Origin of the sequence: Sphingomonas sp. BK235, assembly GCF_004345855.1 — a bacterium.
Classification (GTDB): Bacteria; Pseudomonadota; Alphaproteobacteria; order Sphingomonadales; family Sphingomonadaceae; genus Sphingomonas.
The window spans coordinates 76,048-94,708 of record NZ_SLXN01000009.1; the positions used below are offsets into that span (position 1 = coordinate 76,048).

General features: G+C 74.1%; 17 protein-coding genes. 3 read left to right on the forward strand and 14 right to left on the reverse strand.

Features of this window, described 5'->3' with window-relative positions:
* Positions 1-120: 120 nt before the first annotated feature.
* The 4 genes from EV292_RS18995 to EV292_RS19010 form a co-directional block, all read right to left on the reverse strand.
* Positions 121-3,117 (reverse strand): TonB-dependent receptor, encoded by a 2,997-nt coding sequence (locus EV292_RS18995; protein ID WP_132910836.1) that lies wholly within the window; start codon positions 3,115-3,117, stop codon positions 121-123.
* 516 nt (positions 3,118-3,633) lie between these two features.
* Positions 3,634-4,404 carry an alpha/beta hydrolase gene (locus EV292_RS19000; RefSeq protein ID WP_132910837.1) on the reverse strand — a complete coding sequence of 257 codons (771 nt, stop codon included), beginning with the start codon at positions 4,402-4,404 and terminating at the stop codon, positions 3,634-3,636.
* Positions 4,404-4,922, reverse strand: a complete 519-nt coding sequence (locus EV292_RS19005) for a Rid family hydrolase (RefSeq protein ID WP_132910838.1) — start codon at positions 4,920-4,922, stop codon at positions 4,404-4,406. Before EV292_RS19005 ends, EV292_RS19000 begins: the two co-directional genes overlap by 1 nt.
* Before the next feature lie 71 nt (positions 4,923-4,993).
* Positions 4,994-5,791 carry an alpha/beta hydrolase gene (locus EV292_RS19010; RefSeq protein ID WP_132910839.1) on the reverse strand — a complete coding sequence of 266 codons (798 nt, stop codon included), beginning with the start codon at positions 5,789-5,791 and terminating at the stop codon, positions 4,994-4,996.
* 184 nt (positions 5,792-5,975) lie between these two features.
* Here EV292_RS19010 and EV292_RS19015 point away from each other — a divergent pair, with 184 nt between their 5' ends.
* A complete protein-coding gene (locus EV292_RS19015) occupies positions 5,976-6,581 on the forward strand; it encodes a TetR/AcrR family transcriptional regulator (RefSeq protein WP_132910840.1) in 606 nt (201 codons plus the stop codon).
* A 49-nt stretch (positions 6,582-6,630) separates the two neighbouring features.
* On the opposite strand, the gene EV292_RS23190 is transcribed toward EV292_RS19015, so the two are convergent.
* Both EV292_RS23190 and EV292_RS19025 read right to left on the reverse strand, forming a co-directional pair.
* Positions 6,631-7,299, reverse strand: a complete 669-nt coding sequence (locus EV292_RS23190; RefSeq protein WP_132910841.1) for a PEPxxWA-CTERM sorting domain-containing protein — start codon at positions 7,297-7,299, stop codon at positions 6,631-6,633.
* Positions 7,300-7,444: 145 nt separating this feature from the next.
* Positions 7,445-8,506, reverse strand: a complete 1,062-nt coding sequence (locus tag EV292_RS19025) for an SDR family oxidoreductase (protein ID WP_132910842.1) — start codon at positions 8,504-8,506, stop codon at positions 7,445-7,447.
* Between the two features lie 92 nt (positions 8,507-8,598).
* On the opposite strand from EV292_RS19025, the gene EV292_RS19030 reads away from it, so the two are divergent.
* Positions 8,599-8,979, forward strand: coding sequence for a helix-turn-helix domain-containing protein (locus tag EV292_RS19030; protein ID WP_132910843.1), 381 nt, complete (start codon positions 8,599-8,601; stop codon positions 8,977-8,979).
* 28 nt (positions 8,980-9,007) lie between these two features.
* On the opposite strand, the gene EV292_RS19035 is transcribed toward EV292_RS19030, so the two are convergent.
* The 8 genes from EV292_RS19035 to EV292_RS19070 form a co-directional block, all read right to left on the reverse strand.
* Positions 9,008-9,715, reverse strand: a complete 708-nt coding sequence (locus EV292_RS19035) for a hypothetical protein (RefSeq protein ID WP_132910844.1) — start codon at positions 9,713-9,715, stop codon at positions 9,008-9,010.
* Positions 9,712-10,497 (reverse strand): metallophosphoesterase family protein, encoded by a 786-nt coding sequence (locus tag EV292_RS19040; protein ID WP_132910845.1) that lies wholly within the window; start codon positions 10,495-10,497, stop codon positions 9,712-9,714. Before EV292_RS19040 ends, EV292_RS19035 begins: the two co-directional genes overlap by 4 nt.
* Positions 10,498-10,525: 28 nt before the next feature.
* Positions 10,526-11,479, reverse strand: coding sequence for a hypothetical protein (locus EV292_RS19045; RefSeq protein ID WP_132910846.1), 954 nt, complete (start codon positions 11,477-11,479; stop codon positions 10,526-10,528).
* Between the two features lie 381 nt (positions 11,480-11,860).
* A complete protein-coding gene (locus EV292_RS19050; RefSeq protein ID WP_132910847.1) occupies positions 11,861-12,859 on the reverse strand; it encodes an endonuclease/exonuclease/phosphatase family protein in 999 nt (332 codons plus the stop codon).
* Positions 12,860-12,972: 113 nt separating this feature from the next.
* Positions 12,973-13,776, reverse strand: a complete 804-nt coding sequence (locus EV292_RS19055) for an NIPSNAP family protein (protein ID WP_132910848.1) — start codon at positions 13,774-13,776, stop codon at positions 12,973-12,975.
* 55 nt (positions 13,777-13,831) lie between these two features.
* Positions 13,832-14,578, reverse strand: a complete 747-nt coding sequence (locus EV292_RS23390) for a phosphatase PAP2 family protein (protein WP_132910849.1) — start codon at positions 14,576-14,578, stop codon at positions 13,832-13,834.
* A gap of 245 nt (positions 14,579-14,823) precedes the next feature.
* Positions 14,824-15,075: a hypothetical protein gene (locus EV292_RS19065; protein ID WP_132910850.1), complete on the reverse strand. Its 252-nt coding sequence runs from the start codon at positions 15,073-15,075 to the stop codon at positions 14,824-14,826.
* Between the two features lie 106 nt (positions 15,076-15,181).
* On the reverse strand, positions 15,182-17,632 hold the full coding sequence (locus EV292_RS19070) for a zinc-dependent metalloprotease (RefSeq protein ID WP_132910851.1): 2,451 nt from the start codon (positions 17,630-17,632) through the stop codon (positions 15,182-15,184).
* Positions 17,633-17,786: 154 nt separating this feature from the next.
* Here EV292_RS19070 and EV292_RS19075 point away from each other — a divergent pair, with 154 nt between their 5' ends.
* Complete coding sequence (locus tag EV292_RS19075; protein ID WP_132910852.1) at positions 17,787-18,623, forward strand: alpha/beta hydrolase; 837 nt, start codon at positions 17,787-17,789, stop codon at positions 18,621-18,623.
* The last annotated feature ends 38 nt before the right edge of the window (positions 18,624-18,661 follow it).

Genomic DNA, 18,661 nt, shown 5'->3' on the forward strand with positions numbered 1-18,661 from the left:
GTCCGACCCAGCTCGGCTGAACCGTGCTCCTGCGAACGCAGGAGCAGCCGGCTGACCCTAGGTAGTGCGCGGGGCGACCGGAAGCCGGAACCGCGCTACGATCGTCATGCCGGTCGCGCGTCAGAAGCGGAAGCGCGCCCCCGCACTGAGGTTGCGCCCGACCAGCCCGGGATAGTGCCAGCTGGAGAGATAATTGGGGTTGCTGGTGTAGGCGGCCGAGGCGAGCGGGGCGCGCGCGCCGGTGACGTTGCCGACGTCGACGAAGAGGCGCAGCCGGTCGCCCACCCGCACCGCGGCGTCGAGGTCGACATAGACGAACGGGCGCACATAGCATTGATGCCGCGGGTCGCCCCCGGGCAGCAGCGGCGCCATCGAATGCGCGCAGGACAGGTCGATGCGGCCGTCGACCACCTCGGCCTCGTCGGCGGCGACCTGCTTGATGCGGCCGACATAATAAGCCGTCGCCGCGAGCGAGACCGCGCCGATGTCGAGCGCGTTCTGCCAATTGCCGCGGAGCCGCGGCGTGCCGCCGCCCGACGACAGCTCATAGGGGCCGAGCGTGCCGGCATAGCGTTGCACCACCCCCTCGGGGGTGACGAGATCGAGCCGGAGCACGTCGGTGACGTCGAGCCGGCTGGTCCATCGCACGTGCGGCGCGAGCGCGACGGTGGCATTGCCCTGGATGTCCACGCCCGCGCTCGTCTCCGCGCTGGCGTTGACGAAGGGCACGTCGAACACCAGCAGCCGCGGCAGCGCCTGGGGATGATCGGGATCGGGCGCGTCGACCACGTTGCAGCGATAGCCCGGCCCGACCGCGGCGAGCGCGGCGCAGCCCGCGGCCGCGTCGGCCTGGCCGTAATAAGCGCCGATCGCGGCGGCGCGCAGCGGGCCGCTGACGATGAGGTTGGTCTTGCGGACGCGATAATAATCCACCGTCAGGTCGAACCAGCGCGCGGGCCGGACGATCGTCCCCAGCGTCAGGCTGCGCGACACCTCGGGGTGGATCGCGGGATTGCCGATCGAGCCGCTGCCCAGATTGTAATTGCTGTAATAACCGGCATTGCCCGCGTGCGCCGCGACGAAGCTGGCCGGGGGTGCGAAGGAGGAGAAGCCGGCGTAGCTGCTCGCCGCATTGTTCTCGGCGAAGGTGGGCGCGCGGAACCCCTGCGCATAGGTGGCGCGCAGCGCGACGCCGGTGACGGGCGTCACCATCACCCCGGCCTTGGGCGAGAAATGGCCGTAGCCGAGCGAGTAACGGTCGTAGCGTCCGGACAGATTGAGATGGAGCTGGCGCACCAGCGGCGCATCGATCTCGAAGAAGCCCGCGGTCACGGTCTGGCGGCCGCGCGCCGAGGAGGTGTTGAGCGTGTAATAGCTCAGGTCGGCGTTGGCATTGGGATTGAGCAGCGTCTCGCGGCGGAGCTGGAAACCGGCGCCGAGGTTGAGGTCGCCCCCGGGCAGCGTCGCCAGCTGGTTGAGCAGCGAGCCGCCGATCGTCGCCATCGTCGCGTGCGACCGGGTGGTGCGGTCGGGCGCGACCTGCCGCCGCACCGCCGCGGTGTTGCGCCGCGGGTCGACGAAATCATAGGCGCCGGTGTTGATCGCGTCGAGCAGGCCGCGGATCCGCAGGAAGCCGTGCTGCGTCACGCCGAGATCGTCACGCGCGAAGACGCCGTTGAGCCGGAAGCTGAACCCGCCGCCGAGCTCGCCCGAGATCCCCGCGGAAGTGCGCACGACGTCGACGTAGCGGTCGGTGCCCGTGGGGATGTCGCCGAAGCGGTAATAGATCCGCGCCGCGCCCTCGCCGGGCCGGTCGGCGAAGGCGGCGGCATAGGGGTTGTTGGGGTTGAGCCGCCGGTCCGCCGCGGTCGCGCAGCCGTGCCCGGCGGCGCAGACATAGACGGGCAGGACGATCCCCGGGTTGTTCGAGGCCAGCGCGGTCGACCCGCCGAACGGCTGGGTCTGGCGGATCCGCGACGGCGCGTCCGGATAGGCCACGTCGGAATGCGAGTAACTGGCGGTGGCGAAGGCCTGCAGCGCGTCGCCGAGCCGCAGGCTGAGCCGGCCGGTGGTGGAGTAACGCTGCTGGCGCGGCTGGATGACGAGATATTCGTCGGGCAGGTTGTGCGCACAGCCGGTGCCGCGCGCCCTGGCGGTATCGACCGTGAAGCGGCCGTGCGGGCAGGAGGCCGGGTCGATGAGCCGGTAATCGCGCGTCAGCGGCGCGCCGATCCGGCCCGCGAGCGGATTGTCGAGGTCGCTCTGCGTGACGCGCGTGACCACCGCCTCGGGATTGTCGGCGGTCAGCGAGTCATGGTTGCGGTTGCGGTCGGCGAGACCGCTCGGGCGCAGGTCGAGCGTGTTGAACGGATAGCCGCGCGCATGATTGGTGATGACATTGTCCGCGGTATATTCCGCGTTGACGTACAGGTTCCAGCCCTGCGTCGTGTAATCGCCGTGGCCGACGGTCAGGGTGGCGCGGGTGTGCCCGCCGTCGCCGTGCGCGGTGGTGCCCGCCTCGACCGACCCGTCGATGCCCTGCACGTTGCGGCGGGTGATGAGATTGACCACGCCGCCGATCGCGTCCGCGCCATAGGTGGAGGAGGCGCCGTCCTTGAGCACCTCGATCCGGTCGACGATGCTGAACGGGATCGAGTTCAGGTCGACATAGGCGTTGTGGCCGTCGTCGTTGAGCGGGAAATTGGCCGAGCGCAGCCCGTCGATCAGCACCACGGTCGACGACACGCCGAGCCCGCGCAGCGACACCGCCGCGCCGCCCGCGGAGAAACCGTTGCGGAACCCGGTCGAGATCGAGCCGGCGCCGTCGGCCGAGATCGAGCGGATCGCCTCCTGCGCGGTGGTCATGTGCGCGCGCGCGAGCGTGTCCGCGCTCAGCACCGTCACCGGCGAGATCTGCGACGCGTTGGAGTCGCGGAACAACGTGCCGGTGACGATGATGTCGCGCCCCGGCGCGGCGGGCTGCTCCGCCGCGGCGGCGTCCGGGATCGCCGTCTGCGCCTGCGTCTGCGCCCGCGCAGGGCCGGCGAGCGCGACGAGCAGCGCGGCGGCCGATACGCCCTGCCGCAGGAGGCCGAGGGCGGAGCGCGTCAAGGTCATCGGTCAGTGTCCCGTCGTCAGGGACGCCGTCGCGAGGCGGCGTCGGTGCGCGGCACCCATCCCCCCGCGGCGCCGATCTTTCTTTGTAGACGGCCCGTCCCCCCGCCGCGGCGCGCGGCGCGAATAAAGCGCGGGAAGACCGACCCGTCCGACGCGCACTGCCGCGGCGCCGCGACCGTGGGAGACGGGCGAGGCGCGCGGGACGAGCGATTGATGGGGCAGGATCCAAAAGGTGGCTTGCATCGTCGGCCACCTGATCGGCCGCTGCTCTTCGCGGGTGATGCGCTGTGATGAGGGAGACCTCTTTCTCTTTCCTCACTGTCATCCCGGCCCCGCGCCGGGATCCATTGTTCCGCGAAAGCAACGTTGGCGGCGCTCGCGGCACCATGGATCCCGGGTCGAGCCCGGGATGACGGGGGCGAGTCGCTTCGGCGACAATGAACCTTTCTGGGTCCGGACCGATGGCGCCCGCCGCGCCGCCGGCCGGCGCGCGGGGCGGTGTGGCTCAGCGCGTCGTCACGACGCGCGCCCCGCGGCGCGCAGGATCAGATCGGCGACCGCGCGCGGCTGCGACAGCAGCGAGACGTGGCTCGCCGCCAGCTCGACCGTCTCCGCGCGCATCCGCCGCGCCATGAAGCGCTGCAGCCCGGGGTCGATCACGCGGTCCTGCGTCGACACGGCATAGACGCTCGGCCGGTGCCGCCACGCGGCGTGGCGCGTCCGCTCCGTCGTCAGCGAGCGGCGGAACGGCCATTGCGCCGCATAGAGCGCGCGCGCGCGCGCCGGCGGCAGGTCGGGGGCGAAGTCGCGCAGGAAGGTGGCCTCGCTCAACCGCCCCTCGTCGCCGTCGAACACGATCCCCGCCGCCGCGGGGGGCGCGGGATAGGTGGCGGCGAGCGCGGCATAATCCTCCCCCGCGTCGGGCGCGCGCGCGGCGACATAGGCCAGCGCCGACACGCGCGGGTGGACCCCCGCCTCGGTGACGATCATCCCCGCGAAGGAATGGCCCGCGAGCACGGTCGCGCCCGGCTGGCGATCGAGCACGCGCGAACAGGCGGCCACCGCCTCGGCGAGGCTGGTCAGCGGGTTCTGCACCGAGGTGACGTCGAGCCCGCGCGCCTGGAGCAGCGGGATCACCTCGCCCCAGGACGAGCCGTCCGCGAACAGGCCGTGGACCAGCACGACATGATCGGCGCGCGGCAGGGTCGCGGCGCGCAGCGGCGCGGCCAGCGTCGTCGCCCCCGCCGCGAGCGCGGCGCCCAATAGGGTGCGGCGGTCGGTCACCATCACTCGCTCCTCCTGCCGCGCGGCGCGGCGCGCGCCGCGGTTGCCTCGATCTCGACGAGCTGGCCGGGATCGACCAGCCCGCCCACCTCCACGGTCGCCCGCGCCGGCCGGATCTGTCCGAAGACCTCGGCGTAAGCGCGAGAGAAGCCCGCATAATCCATCCGCTCCGCGCCCGGCGGCGCGACCAGATAGACGCGCAGCGCCACCACGTCGCCGAGCGTCATGCGCTGTGCCGCCAGCGCGGCGGCGAGCTGGCGCAGCACTGCGCGCGCCTGCGCCTCGGTGTCGCCCCAGCGCGGCGCGGCGCCCGCGCCGCCCGGGTCGGCGACGATGCCGCTGACATGGACGACCGTCGCGCCCGCGGGCACGCGCACGCTCGCGGCATAAGGGCGGCCGGGCGCGTCGACGCGGGTGACCTGCGCCGCGGCGGGGAACGCCACCGGCGCGAGCAGCGCCAGGGCGAGCGCCGGGCACAGGCTGCCGCGGCTGACGCGTCGGGCGGGGATCGGTGGCGCCATCGCGCGCTCCTCGGTCGAAGGCCCCCGCCCGCGCGGTGCGGGGCGGGCGGGGGCGGGTGCGGTGGCGGGCGTCAGCGCGCGCCCTGCGCCGCCTGCTCGATCACCGCGGCGACCTCGCGCGGGTGCGACACCATCACGACGTGCGACGCGCCGGCGATCACCTGCGCGGTGGAGCGCGCGCGCTTGGCCATGAAGTCGAGCGCGGCGGGCGGGATGTTGCGGTCCGCCGAGCCGTAGACCGACCAGGACGGCAGCGTCTTCCACGCCGCATGCGCCGCCTTCTCGCCCAGCGCGGCGTCGGTGACCGGGCGCTGCGTCGCCGCCATCAGCCGCGCCTGGTCGGGCGCGACATCCGCGGCGAACTGCTGCGGGAATTTCTGCTGGTCGATATAGAGGTCGTGCGCGCCGCCGGGCAGCGCCACCGGCGGCGCCAGCGTGCCCGCCAGCGTGCTGCCGGGGAAACGGCCGCTCAGCTCGAGGCAGGTCTCGCCGACCTCGGGCGCGAAGGCGGCGACATAGACCAGCGCCTTGACGTTGGCGGCCTGCTGCACCGCCGAGATCACCGCACCGCCATAGCTATGGCCGACCAGCACCACCGGCCCCTTGATCGCGCCGACCAGCGTCGACACCGCGGCCGCATCGGCGGCGACGCCGCGCAGCGGATTGGCCGCGGCGACCACCGTATAGCCGTCGCGCGCGAGCGCCGCGACCACCCCGTTCCAGCTCGCCGATTCGGCGAAGGCGCCGTGGACCAGCACCACGGTCGGCTTCGCCCCCGCGCCACGCGGCGCCGCCTGCGCGTCCGCCTGCGCGACCACGCCCAGCGACATCACCGCCGCGACCGCGGTGGCTGTGACAAATCCCCACATCAGCGTGTCTCCTCCTGTCGTCTCGCTGCCCCGCGCGCGAAGCGCCACGGAACAGCCGCCAAACCAGCTTGTGGATCGCTTGTTCCACAAGTCCGTGCGCGGCGTGCCGCGGCTGCGACGGACGGTCGCCATGAACTCGCGCGCCCGGTCCCGCGTTCGGGCCTGAGACGGTGGATGGAGCGGGATGAACAGGACGGGACGACCGCGCGGCTTCGATCGCGACCTGGCGGTCGAACAGGCCATGCATGTCTTCTGGGCCTATGGCTACGAATTCGCCTCGCTCGCCAAGCTGCGCGCGGTGATGGGGGGGATATCGTCGGCGAGCTTCTACGCCGCCTTCGGCTCCAAGGAGGCGCTGTTCCGCGAGGCGCTCGCGCTCTACGAGGCGCGCTACGGCGGCTGCCTCGACCCGCTGTTCGACGCCGCGCTGCCCGGGCGCGCCGCGATCGAACAGGCGCTGCGCCGCGCCGTCGACATGCAGACCGACGCGGCGCATCCGCCGGGCAGCCTCACCGCCGCGGCGCCGACGGGCGGATCGCCCGACGCGGTGGCGGTGCAGCGCGCGATCGCGGCGATCCGCGCCTCGCACCACCGCGCGATCCGCGCCTGCATCGACCGCGCCGCGCGCGCGGGCGAGATGTCGCCGGCGCTCGACCCTGCGGGGCTGGCCGCCGCGTTCAACGGCTTCCTCGTCGGCATCTCGGTCCAGGCGCGCGACGGCCTCGACCGTGCCACGCTGCACCGCGCGGTCTCCGAGATGATGCGCCTGTGGCACGCCGCCGCGGCGTGACGCCCGTCCCGGCCGCGCCGCGCGGGCGCGCGCCGGAACGGAAAAGGGGCTAGGCCGCGAGCGCGGCACCGTGCTGGTGGCGCCGACGGCGGATCGTCGACCCGACCAAAGCGAAGCCGGCGATCATCATCATCCAGGTGGCGGGCTCGGGCACGCTCGGCATCGGGTTGACGATGTTGAAGTCGGTCAGCTTGGCATAATCGAAGCCGTAGAAGTCGCCCGAGCCGGCGCGGTCGATCTTGACGGTCAGGCTGCCCAATGTGTTGATCGAGCTCAGCACGTCCTGCTGCAGGTCGAAGGAATGGATGGCGGTGCGCGGGTAGCCGTCGTTGAACGCCCAGTTCTGGACGATCCCGTTATAGGTGACGATCGTCGCGCCGAAGGTGCTGGCCTGGAAATCGGCGAGATCGAAGGTCATCGCGCCCTGCGTCCAGCCGCTGCCCAGACCGGAGAAGATGAAGGTCGCGACGGTGCCGGGCTGGGGACTATAGCCCGGCTGGGTGGTGCTGTAGGTATCGGTATATTGCGCGCCGTTGGTCGCGGCTTTCTCGCTCGCGCTGCGATTGTCATAGGGCGGAACGCCGAGGAACGGGTGGTCGGCATTGTCGGGCACGCCGACACCGAAGCCGTCGTCGTCGCCGATCATGTAAGTGGCCGCCGTCGCCGGAATCGAGCTCAGTGACGCCGCGAGGACGCAGCACGTCAGCAGTATACGCATCGGATCGCCTTTCAAAGGAGTGAGAAGAGCGACCGTTGTTTGTAGTTAATTGCCAGCAACGTTTCTTCACAGCAATGGTTGAATCTTACACTTGCTTGGCGTGACCGGTTTTTTTGAGCGAGAACGCGGTGACGGGCGCGCGTCGTCAGGGGATCAGCCGCTCGGCGCGGAGCTGCGCGAACAGGTCGGCGAAGGCCGCGTCGGTCGGCTGATAGGCGGTGAAGCCCAGCCGGCGGCTCTTGCTCATGTCGGTGACCACCTCGATCGGGCGACCGAGATCGGCGTCGGTGTGCCACGGCGAGGCGAGCCGCGCCAGCTCGGGTTCGGCCAGCCCGTGGCGCAGTGCGAGCTCGCGCCACAGCGGTGCATCCTGCGCCATCTGCCGCTCGAGCGGGCGCACAACGCCGTCGAACGGCGCCGCCGCCACCCCGAACCAGTCCGCGATCCGGCCCCACATCCACTGCCAGCGGAAGACGTCGCCGTTGACCACGTTGAACGCCTCGTCGTGCGCCGCCGCGGTCTCGGTCGCCCAGAGCAGATGGCGCGCGAGCTGGCGCGCGTCGGTCATGTCGGTCAGCCCGGCCCATTGCGTCGCGGAGCCGGGGAAGGTGAAGGGGCGGCCGGTCGCGCGGCACAGGCTCGCATAGACCGCCAGCGTCGTCCCCATGTTCATCGCATTGCCCACCGCGCGGCCGATCACGGTGTGCGGTCGGTGGACGCTCCAGCTGAAGCCGTCGCGCGCCGCCGCGGCGAACAGCTCGTCCTCCTGCGCGTAATAGAAATTGTCGACGTCGAGCCGGCCCTGTTCCTCGCGGAACGGCGTCTGCGGCAGCGCGCCCTGGCCATAGGCCTCGAACGGCCCGAGATAATGTTTGAGCCCGGTGACCAGCGCGACGTGGCGCGGGCGCGTCGGGCGCGGCACGGCGTCGAGCAGGTGGCGCACCATCGCGGCGTTGACGCGGATATTCTCCGCCTCGCTGTCCTGCCGCAGCCAGGTGGTGACATAGATCGCGTCGGGATCGAGCCCCGCCAGCGCCGCCGCGGTCGCGGCGCGGTCGCGCAGGTCGACCGCGACCGGCAGCACCCCCGCCTGCGCGACCGGGCGGCGCGCCAGCCCATGGACCGTCCAGCCCTGCTCACGCAGCAGCGCCGCGGTCGCGCCGCCGACGATCCCGCTCGCGCCCACCACCAATGCCGTCTTCGTCATGATCGTCTCCCGTGCGGCCCGCCACCTAGGCAGCGGCGCCGCCTGCGCCTAGACGGCACCGTTCGCGCCCCCGGGCACCAGGAGGTAACCACATGCGACCCGGCACCCCCGAGGACGAATGGCGCGAGGATTGCGCGCCGCGCCGCGTGCTCGAGCTGTTCGCGACCAAATGGACCAGCATGGTGCTGCACACGCTCCACGCGCGCCACGGCGGCGTGGCGCGCACCGGGGTGCTCCAGCGCAGCCTGCCCGGCATCTCCAAGAAGATGCTGACCCAGACGCTGCGCGACATGGAGGCGAGCGGGCTGATCGCGCGCCGCGTCCTCGCGGCGATGCCGCCGATGGTCGACTATCGGCTGACCGAGCTGGGGCGGCGCTTCGTCGAGCCGGTTGAGCTGCTCTACCGCTGGGGGCGCGACAATGCCGACGCGCTCGACGCGCTGCGACCGCGGGCGAGCGCGCGCCGGGCGTGACCGCGGCGCGCGCCGGTGCGCGCGGCGCTCACCATTGCCGCCGGAAGCTGCGGATCGCCCCGACCGAGTCGCGGCGCGCGCGACGCGTCGGTGCCGCGGCGTCCGCGGTCGCGACCGGCTCGGGCGGGGTCGCGGAGGCGAGCAGCTCGGCCACCGGGCTCGTCGGCACCGCCGCGCGCGGGGCGGGGGCGGGCAGCGCGACCGCCGCGAGCGCGACCGCGGTATCGCCGCGCGCGGGCATAGCCGGCGCGCGCGGCGCGGGCGCGCGCCGGTCCGCGACCTGCGTCGCCGCTGTGCCGCGGTCGGCCGCGCGCGCCACCGGTGCGGGGCGCACGCGGGCGGGCCGCGACGCGGGCGAGGGGGGGCGCGCCGCGGGCAGGGCGGGCGCCGGCGCGACCTCGGCCGAGGCGAGCCGCTCGCGCGCGGGGAGCGGGGCGGCGCGCGGCGCGGGAGGGAGCGCCGCGACGCGGTCGGCGGCGCGCGCCCGCGTGGTCGGCGCGGCGCCGGGCGCGGGATCGTCCGTCCCGCCGCGCGCGAGCACCAGCCAGCCGGCCGCGACCAGCGCGACCGTGGCGCCGAGGCCGACCGTCGCCGAGGCGCGGCGCGACCCCGCCAGCGCGGCGAGCGCGGCGCGCGGGGGCGGCGGCGCGGCGGCCTCGTCGTCGGGCGCGCCGAGCACCGCGCGCAACGCGTCGTCGAGCGCCGGATCGTCGAAGGCGCCGCGCGCGCGCGTCATGACGCCGCCCGCCGCGCGGCCGCGCCCGCGCCCGCCGCCTCGCGCGCGTCGAGCGCGCCGGTGTCGAGGAACCAGCGCGCGCCGCGCTCCAGCCCCATCGCGGTGAGCCGGCCGGTGCGATAGGCACCGGTGTCGATGCCGATACGGTTGGCGCGCACGTCGGGGCCGCCCTCGTGGATCGTATGGCCGTGCACCACGGTCATGCCATGATCCTCCGCCGCGTCGAGGAACTCCTCGCCGATCCACAGCAGGTCGCGCGGGGTCTGGCGGTCGAGCGCCACGCCGGGGCGCAGCCCGGCGTGGACGAAGAGGTGATCGGCGTGGCGCAGCCAGAGCGGCAGCCGCGCGAGCCAGTCGATCACCTCGCGCCCGACGATCCGCGCCGCGGCGCGCAGCGCGGGCATCTGGGGCAGGTCCGCGACCAGCTCGGGCGGCGCCCCCCAGCTCAGCAGCGTCTCGCGCCCGCCGAAATCGAGCCAGGCGCGATAGGCCCACAGGTCGCCGCGCAGCGCATGGACCATCATCTCCTCGTGATTGCCGCGCAGCACGGTGAAGCGCGGGTTGCGCTGGCTGAGCCGCATACAGCCCTGCACCAGCGTCGCGCTGTCGGGGCCGCGGTCGACGATGTCGCCGAGCAGGACGATCCGGGTGGTGACGGGCGCGCGCGCGGCATGGTCGCGCTCGATCGCGCGCATCAGCGCGCGGAACAGGTCGAGCCGGCCGTGCAGGTCGCCGATCGCATAGACCCGCTCGACCGCGTCGCCGGGGTCGGCGCCGCTCATCCGTCCCGCGTCCCGGCGCGCGCGCGGCTCACTCGCGCCCCCGCCCCGGCCGCAGCCCGACCGAGAGCGCCAGCCCGGCCGAGACGCTGGCGGCGCCGTGCGACAGGCCAGCGGTGGTGAAGCCGGTGAGGCGCAGCGGCGTGCCCGCGAGCCGGGTCGAGGCGCCCGCGAACAGCTCGTGCGCGTCCTCGACCAGCCGGGTGGCGGCGCGCGCATAATGATAGGAGGTGAGCAGATAGGCGTCGCTGCCCAGCGCGAACGAGGCGCCGGCCGAGGCGGCGGGCCCGTCGCGCAGCTCGTACAAGGCGGTGTCGCCGAGGAAGCGATAGGTCAGCGACACGAAGGGCGTGACCGCGCCGAGCGGCAGCGACGCGTCCGCGCCGACGGCATAGTCGTTCTCGCCGCTCGACAGGCCGCTGCGCCGCGTCGCGGTGGCGAGCTTGGCGCGCCCCGACAGCTCGATCTCGACCGGGCTGCCCGCGGGCGCGATCGTATAGGCCGCGCCGAGCGTCAGGTCGCCGATGCCGTCGGCGGTGCGCTTCACCGCGGCGGTGTTGGGCGCGACCAGCACGGGCGTGGCGTCGATCCCGGTGAACACGGTCGAGCGGCTGCGGATCCGCATCCACGGCAGCGAGGCCGAGAGCGTGAGATCGTCGAGCCGCACGCGCGCGCCCAGCGCGCTGCTCCAGATCGTGGTGGTCGAGCCGGTGCCGAACGTGCCCTCGCCGTAGATCGCGCCGAGCGAGACGTCGACGGTCGCGGCGTCGCGGTCGAGCCGGTCCATCGCCTGCGGCACGGTCGCGGCGGAGACGGTGGCGGTGGCGCTCGACGGCGAGATCGCGCTGCCCGCGTCGTAGCGGACGTCGCGGATCGGCGGCCCCGCCTGCTGCCCCGCCTGCTGCGCGGCCGCGGGCAGCGCGCCCGCGCCGAGGGCGAGCGCCGCGGCGAGACGCGCGGTCGGCCATGCTCTGGTCTGGGTCATCCCGCTCTCCCTCGCGCGTGGCGCGCCTCGGTCCCGATTCGATCGAGCGGACACGGCCGCTTGCGAATCAATGCCTTACGCGATCCAGCCGGCGCGGCCACCGGGTAGATCACCGCGGGGGCGGACGCGCGGGCGCGGCGCGCTCGGCCGCCGCGCGCCCGCGGGCGTGCGGCGATGAGGGTCGGCACCGGCGGTGCGCCGTGTCGCCGCGGGCACGCCGCGACACGGCGCCGCGCCGGGCGAGCGCGCCCCGCCCGGACGGTCAGCCCGGGCGGGACGCGGAGCCCGTAGCGACCCGGCGATACGATGCGCGCCGCTGCCGCCCGCCGCAATCCGCCGCGCCCGCCTCTGCTCCATTATGGGACAGGGCGCGCGCCAGCCTCATCCGTTCAGGTCGAAGGCGCGCATCACGCCGAGATGGTCCGACAGCCGCTCGCCGTCGGGCAGCGCACCGAAGCCCTGCACCGTCCCGATCGCGGTCGCCGGCGCGCGCGCGAACACGATCGTCTTGGCGCGCGCGATCGAGGGGACCAGAGCGAGCGAGCGGCACACCGGGCCGCAGCTGATCTCCGACCCGCTCACCGTCAGCCGGTCCGCGCCGACCAGCGCGGCGGCGAGATAGGCACCGCGCGCGGGGTCGTTGCCGACGTTGAAATCGCCCGCGACCACCACCGGCAGCCCGGCGGCTTCCCAGCGCGCGACCGCGGCGCGCAGCAGATCGACCTGGCGGCGATAGGCGGCGAGGCTGCGCGCGTCGGCCACCCCCGAGGCGGTGCGCGCGTTGAGATGCGTGTCCAGCACCACCAGCGGCGCGGCCACGCCCGGCACGCGCAGCGCCACCGCGAGCACGCCCTTGTTGGCGAGACAGTCGTAGCCCGCGCAGGCGAAGCGCGGGAAGGCGAGCTGCTCCACCGCGACGATCGGATAATCGGAGAAGATCGCGAGCCCGCTGTCCTCCTGCGCGCCCTCGGTCTCGCCGTGCCACGCGCTGGCCGCGGCGAGAAAGGCGCGCGCCGCGGCGTCGGCGGGGGCGGGGGAGCGCAGCGCGGCGTCGGGGCCGAAGGCGGCGTAGCGATAGCCCGCGGCGGGGCCGATCGCCTTCTGCGCCGCGCCGAACGCCTCCTGCACCGCGACGACGTGCGGCGCCGCGCCGCGCGCGCGCAGCCCGCGCAGCTCGGCCGCGATCGCCGCGGCGGCGCGGGTGCGGCCCTGCGTCAGCGGCCAGGGCAGGCCCTCGACATTGTAGGACAACAGGCTGACCGGGCCGGGCGCGACCGCCGCGGGCGCCAGCGGCACCGCCCCGCCGCGCACCGGCCGCGGCGCCGCGATCCCCGCGAGCAGCACCACCGCCGCGACCAGCACCGACCCCCATCTCCGCACCGATCGTTCCTCCGCGCTTCGGCCCCCGCGCGGCGGAGACTAAGCGCGCGATCATGACCGCGCGCGGGCGCGGGGATTACATCGCGGTCATCTCGCGGCGGCGCCGGGCCGCGTCATAGCTGCGAGTAAGGCGTGGGGGCGAGGATCTGGTTGTCGATCCCGGTGGTGATCTCGGGGTCGGTGAGCCCCGGGGTGGCGATCAGCCGTTGCCACGCCGGATCGGCGACGAAGCGCTTCCAGTTGCGCTCGCGCGTCGCCAGGTCGGGGAAGGTCAGCATATAGGTGAGGCTCGGCAGCCGCGCGCCGGTGAGGTCCTGCGCGAAGAACACCGGGGTCAGCCCGGTGCGGCGGAAGATCTCGATCTCGCCGCCGGTGTCGAACATCGCGATCTTGGTCGCGCCCGCGCGGTCGGCGTGACTGAAATAGGTGCGCAGCTCGAAGATCCGTGCGGCGTCGGTCGCGGGCGGCTCGACGCGCGGGAGATGCGGGAAGGCGCGCATCAGCCGCACCTCGTGCGTGGCATAAGGCGGTGCCTCGGGCGTCGCGGCGGCAAAGCGCTCCGCCGCGGCGACATAGGCGCGATCGGCCGCGAGCCGCGCGGGCAGCGCCTCGAAATCGACGAGCGCGCGATGCGGGATCAGGACGAGGACGCTCGGGGCGCCCGGGCCGATCGCGACGGTGAAGACGCCGATCGGCCCGCTCCCCGCGCGCCGCGCCGCGGGAACGAAGGCGTCGCGCAGATAGGTGTCGAGCCGCTGCCGCATCGCGCCGTTGACCAGCCGGTAGGTGCGCAGCTCGTAGATCTCCGGCGCCGCGCCCGCGGCGGTGCCCTGCGCCAGCGCGTCGGCGCCGAGCAGCGCCGCGCCGCCCAGCGCGCTGCCCGCGATCACGCCGCGGCGATCGATCGAATGAGTCATGTCGGCCCCATGAAGTCGTTGATTTCCCGCTAGGAAGCCGATGCGGCCGGGCGCGTCAATCCGCCGCCGGGTGATCGCCCGACCGGATCGCGTCACCGGCGGGCGCCGCGCGCGCGTCGAGCAGCCGCGCCAGTTCGGCGCGCGCGGCGTCCATGTCGGCGCGGAACGCGGGCTCGGCGTGGAGCCGGCTCACCAGCGCGGCGCCCGACAGATAGCCCGCCTCGACCGCGCTGCGGCTGTGCGAGCCGCAGATGACGCGGCTCTCGCCATACTCGCGCCCGCGCGCCAGGATCGCGGTGGCGCGCGCGGGCACCAGCTCGGCGAGGATCAGCGCGGTGGTCCAGCCGCTGGTGGTATGGCCCGAGGGATAGTCGCCGTTGGCGGCGAGATGCGCGCTGCGCGGCTCGCAGATCGCGCCCGGCTGATCGAGATAGGGGCGGCGCACCGCGAACGCCGCCTTGGCGCGCGCCACCATGCCGCCGTCGCCGAGCCGCTCGAACAGATGCGCGGTGGCCGGCGCGGTCGCGGCGTCGAGGTGCCGCCCGAGCGCGGCGGCGAAGACGGTGAAGCGATCGTCGGTGACGTCGCGCGTCGCCAGCGCCCAGCGCGGCGAGCCGACGAGGCGGCGCGTGGCGCGGAAGGTGGCGCGGTCGTCGACCGAGCGCGCGTCGCCGCGCACCGGCGGGGGCGGCAGCACGCGGGTGAGATCGGGCACCGCGGCACCGTCGAGATAGGCCGCGGGCGGGCTCGCCGCGGCGGTGACGGCGAGCGCGAGCGGGAGCAGCAGCAGGCGGCGGGACATCGGCGACCTCTTTCACGGGCGACGGGTGACGCGGGCGCCGGGGCGCCGACGCGTCGCTGCCCGACCGTCGCGCGCGCCCAGGGTGATCCAGCGGCGAGGTGCTGCCGCGGACGCAGCAGCACGGTTCAACCGGGTGAACCAGACCCTAGGAGCGGGTCGTGAACCGTGTGTGACAGCGCGCGCGGCGGCGCGGCGCGCACCGCTGCGGCGGCCGGTGCCGCGGGGCGCCCGGCCGCCGGATCGGGTCAGTTGCTGTCCGAATCGTCGTCGTCGTCGGCGATGATGATGATCCCCGCGATCACCGCCGCCGCGGCCACCGCGGCGACGATCGCGCCGCTGCCGCCGAGCAGGCCGCTCTTCGCCGCGGCGGGGGTGGCGGCGCGGCTGTGGCCGGCGACCGACAGGCGCGCCGCGGCGGCGCCGTTCGCGGGCGCGGCGAGCGCGGGGCTGGCGGCCAGCGTCGCCGCGGCGGCGCCGACGAGAAACTTCGCGATCATGATCGTCTCCTCTTCGTTGCGGCGTCGCCGCGCCGGCACCCGCCGGCGTCGCGCACGCCCATCGGCAAGACGGTGCCGCGCGCGTGCGGCCTTGGTCGCCCCCGCCTCAGCCGCCGATCGGCATGCCCGGCGGGATCGCCGGTGCGGCGCGCGCGCCCTTGGCGAGCAGGCGGTCGAGCGCGGCGGGATCCTCGATCAGCCGCGCCATCCCCCGCGCGCCCTCGTCACCGCGCGCGAGCCGCTTCGCGGTGGCGCGCAGCCGCGCGTCGAGCCGCAGCGCGACGTCGGGCGCGGTCGCGGGCGCGCGCGCCGCCGCGGCCAGCGCGAGCAGGACGCGCAGCGCGATCCGCCGCGCCACCAGATCGTCGCGGCGCGCGAGCATCACCGCGTCGAGCCGGTCGAGCACGGTATCGAGCCCCGGCAGCGCGGGATCGGCGGCGTGCTGGAGCTGGAGCCGGGTCAGCCGCGACGGCGCGAGCAGCGTCTCCAGCGTCACCTGCGCGGCGACGTCGGTCGCGACCAGGGGATCGAACACCGCGCCGCCCGCGGTATCGAGCACCTCGGTATCGAACTGCGGGTCGGCGCTGCCGTTGATCCCCGACGACAGCGTCAGCGCCAGCGCGGGCGGCACCGTCAGCGCCTCGGGCGCGAGCGTCGCCATCAGCGCGTCGAGCGCCGCGATCTGCTCGGCCGCGGCGGCGCGCGCCGGGGGCGGGGCGGCGTCCCCCGCGACCGCATAGCCGTAATGCACCCCGCCCAGCGTCTTGCCGACCGCGGCCACGGCGTAACGGTGGAACAGCCAGATCGGCACGAAGCTGCGGCGCAGGTCGGCCAGCGGCGCGCCGGCGTGGAGCACGCCCGGGCCGAAGCGCGCCAGCGCGACGCGGCGCACCGCCATCACCTGCGCGAGGTCGGCGGGCGAGTCGGTCCCCTCGGCCCACATGCTGTCGCCGGGGACGGCGAGCCCGGGGTCGCGCCCGTCGATGTCGGTGAGGTAGCGCATCCCCGCGGCTTGCGCCGCGTCGGCCTTGGCCGCGGCGGCGACGTCGGGATCGGTGCCGGGGGCGGGCTGGCCGTAGAGCCAGTCGACCGTGAACCTGTCCCACGCGCCGATCCCGCTGGCGTAGGCGTCGGACAGGTCGATCGCCGCGCCGTTGAGCGCGATCTTGGCGAAGGGATAGTCCATCACCGAGGCACGGTCCTGCGTGCTCGCCGCGAAATTGTGCGCGAAGCCGAGCGCGTGCCCCACCTCGTGCGCGCCGAGCTGGCGGATCCGCGCGAGCGCGACGCGGACCGGGTCGTTGGCGGTGCCCTTATTCTCCTCGGCCAGCCCGACCAGCGCCTCGAAGATCAGGATGTCCTGGCGCAGCCGCAGCCCCTCCAGCACGACATTGCCCTTGATGATCTCGCCGGTGCGCGGGTCGGTGACCCCGCCGCCATAGGACCAGCTGCGCGTCTGCCGCTCGTTCCAGTTGACCATGTTGTAGCGCACGTCCTGCGGGTCGGCGTCGGCGGGCAGGACGCGGACCTGGAAGGCGTCGACATAGCCCGCCGCGTCGAACGCCTGGTTCCACCACGCCACCCCCTCCGCCAGCGCGGTGCGGATCGGCTCGGGCGCCTTGTTGTCGATGTAGAAGACGATCGGCTGGCGCACGCGCGAGCGCGGCGCGGCGGGATCCAGCTTCTCCAGGCGGAAATGGTTGGCATATTGCTGGAACACCGGGGCGCCGAGCGGGGTGTTGAACTCATAGACCGGGGTGGCGAAGCTGCCCGAGCGGATGTCGAAGCGGCGCGGCACGAAGCCCGGCGCGGGCAGCCGCACCAGCGAATGGTGGACGGTGAAGCTCACCTGCCGCCCGTCGGGCGCGATCGTGTCGACCTCCTTGCCCGGCGTGTCCGAGCCATAGGTCTGCACCGCGTCGACCTCGATATTGTCGGGGAAGGCCTTGACCGAGCCGGGGTCGACCGCGCTGAGCGCGTCGATCAGCTTGAACCCCTTGGCCTCGGCGTTGAGCTTGTCGGCCAGCCGCATCGTGTCGCGCAGCAGCAGCGCGCCGAGGTCGACCATGACGCGCCCGTCGGGCAGCGCCGCGACCAGGTCGAGCATCGCCACGGTGCTGACCGGGAAGTCCGCGCGCGCGCCGCGCTGCTCGAGCGCGTCGCCGGAGGAGCGGTAGCGCGGGTTCTCGAACATCACCGCCACCTTCTTGCCGAGCCGGCGGAAGGCGAGCAGCTGGGTGTCCCCCAGCATGCCATGGTCGATCCGGATCGGGGCCGAGCCCATCCCGGTCTTGAGCGCGGTGACATAGAGGAAGCGCCCCGACACGCCCTCGGCGTCGGGCGCGGGAAGCGTGACGAGCACCTTGCCGCTGTCGCGCTCGACCGTGACCGGCAGCAGCGTGGACGCGGTGGCCGGCACCGGCGCCGGCACCGGCGCCGCGGGGGCGGGGGCGGGGGCGGGCGCGCGCGGCGTCGCCGTCACCGCCGCGGCGCCGAGCCCGCCCGCCAGCAGCAGCGCCGCCGCGCCGGCGCGGCCTCGATAGTTGGTCGCGGTCATGCTGGCCCCCTTCTCTCTGGCGTGACGCGGCGACGCTAGCACAGCCGCGGCGCGTCCGGGCGCGATCTTATACGCCTGACTCGACTCGATCGTTACGGCTATGATCCTGATCCCCGGACCGATTCCGGGACCACCCGCGCACAGGGAGCGAGCCATGCCCACGATCACCACGAGCGACGGCACCGAGATCTTCTTCAAGGACTGGGGGCCGCGCGACGCGCAGCCGATCGTGTTCCACCACGGCTGGCCGCTGTCGTCGGACGATTGGGACAATCAGCTGCTGTTCTTCCTCGCGCAGGGCTATCGCGTCGTCGCGCACGACCGCCGCGGCCACGGCCGTTCGGCGCAGGTCGACCATGGCCATGACATGGCCACCTATGCCGCCGACGCCGCCGCGGTGGCCGAGCATCTCGACCTGCGCGGCGCGGTGCATATCGGCCATTCGACCGGGGGCGGCGAGGTCGCGGCCTATGTCGCGCGCCACGGCCTGCCCGCGGGGCGCGTCGCCAAGGCGGTGCTGGTCAGCGCGGTGCCGCCGATCATGGTCAAGACCGAGCGCTACCCCGGCGGGCTGCCGATCGACGTGTTCGACGGGCTGCGCGCCGCGCTCGCCGCCGACCGCGCGAGCTTCTTCCGCGACCTGCCCGCCGGCCCCTTCTACGGCTTCAACCGCGACGGCGCGACCGCGCGGCCCGCGGTGATCGACAATTGGTGGCGCCAGGGGATGATGGGCAGCGCGCTGGCGCATCACGAGGGGATCAAGGCCTTCTCCGAGACCGACCAGACCGACGACCTGCGCGCCATCACCGTGCCGACGCTGGTGCTCCACGGCGACGACGACCAGATCGTGCCCTATCAGAACGCGGGCGTGCAGGCCGCCGAGATCCTGCCCGACGCGACGCTCAAGGTCTATCCGGGCTTCTCGCACGGCATGCTGACGGTCAACCACGAGGTGCTCAACCCCGATCTGCTCGCCTTCGTGCGCGGCTGACGCGACGGACGGCCCGCCGGCGCGAACCGGCGGGCCGC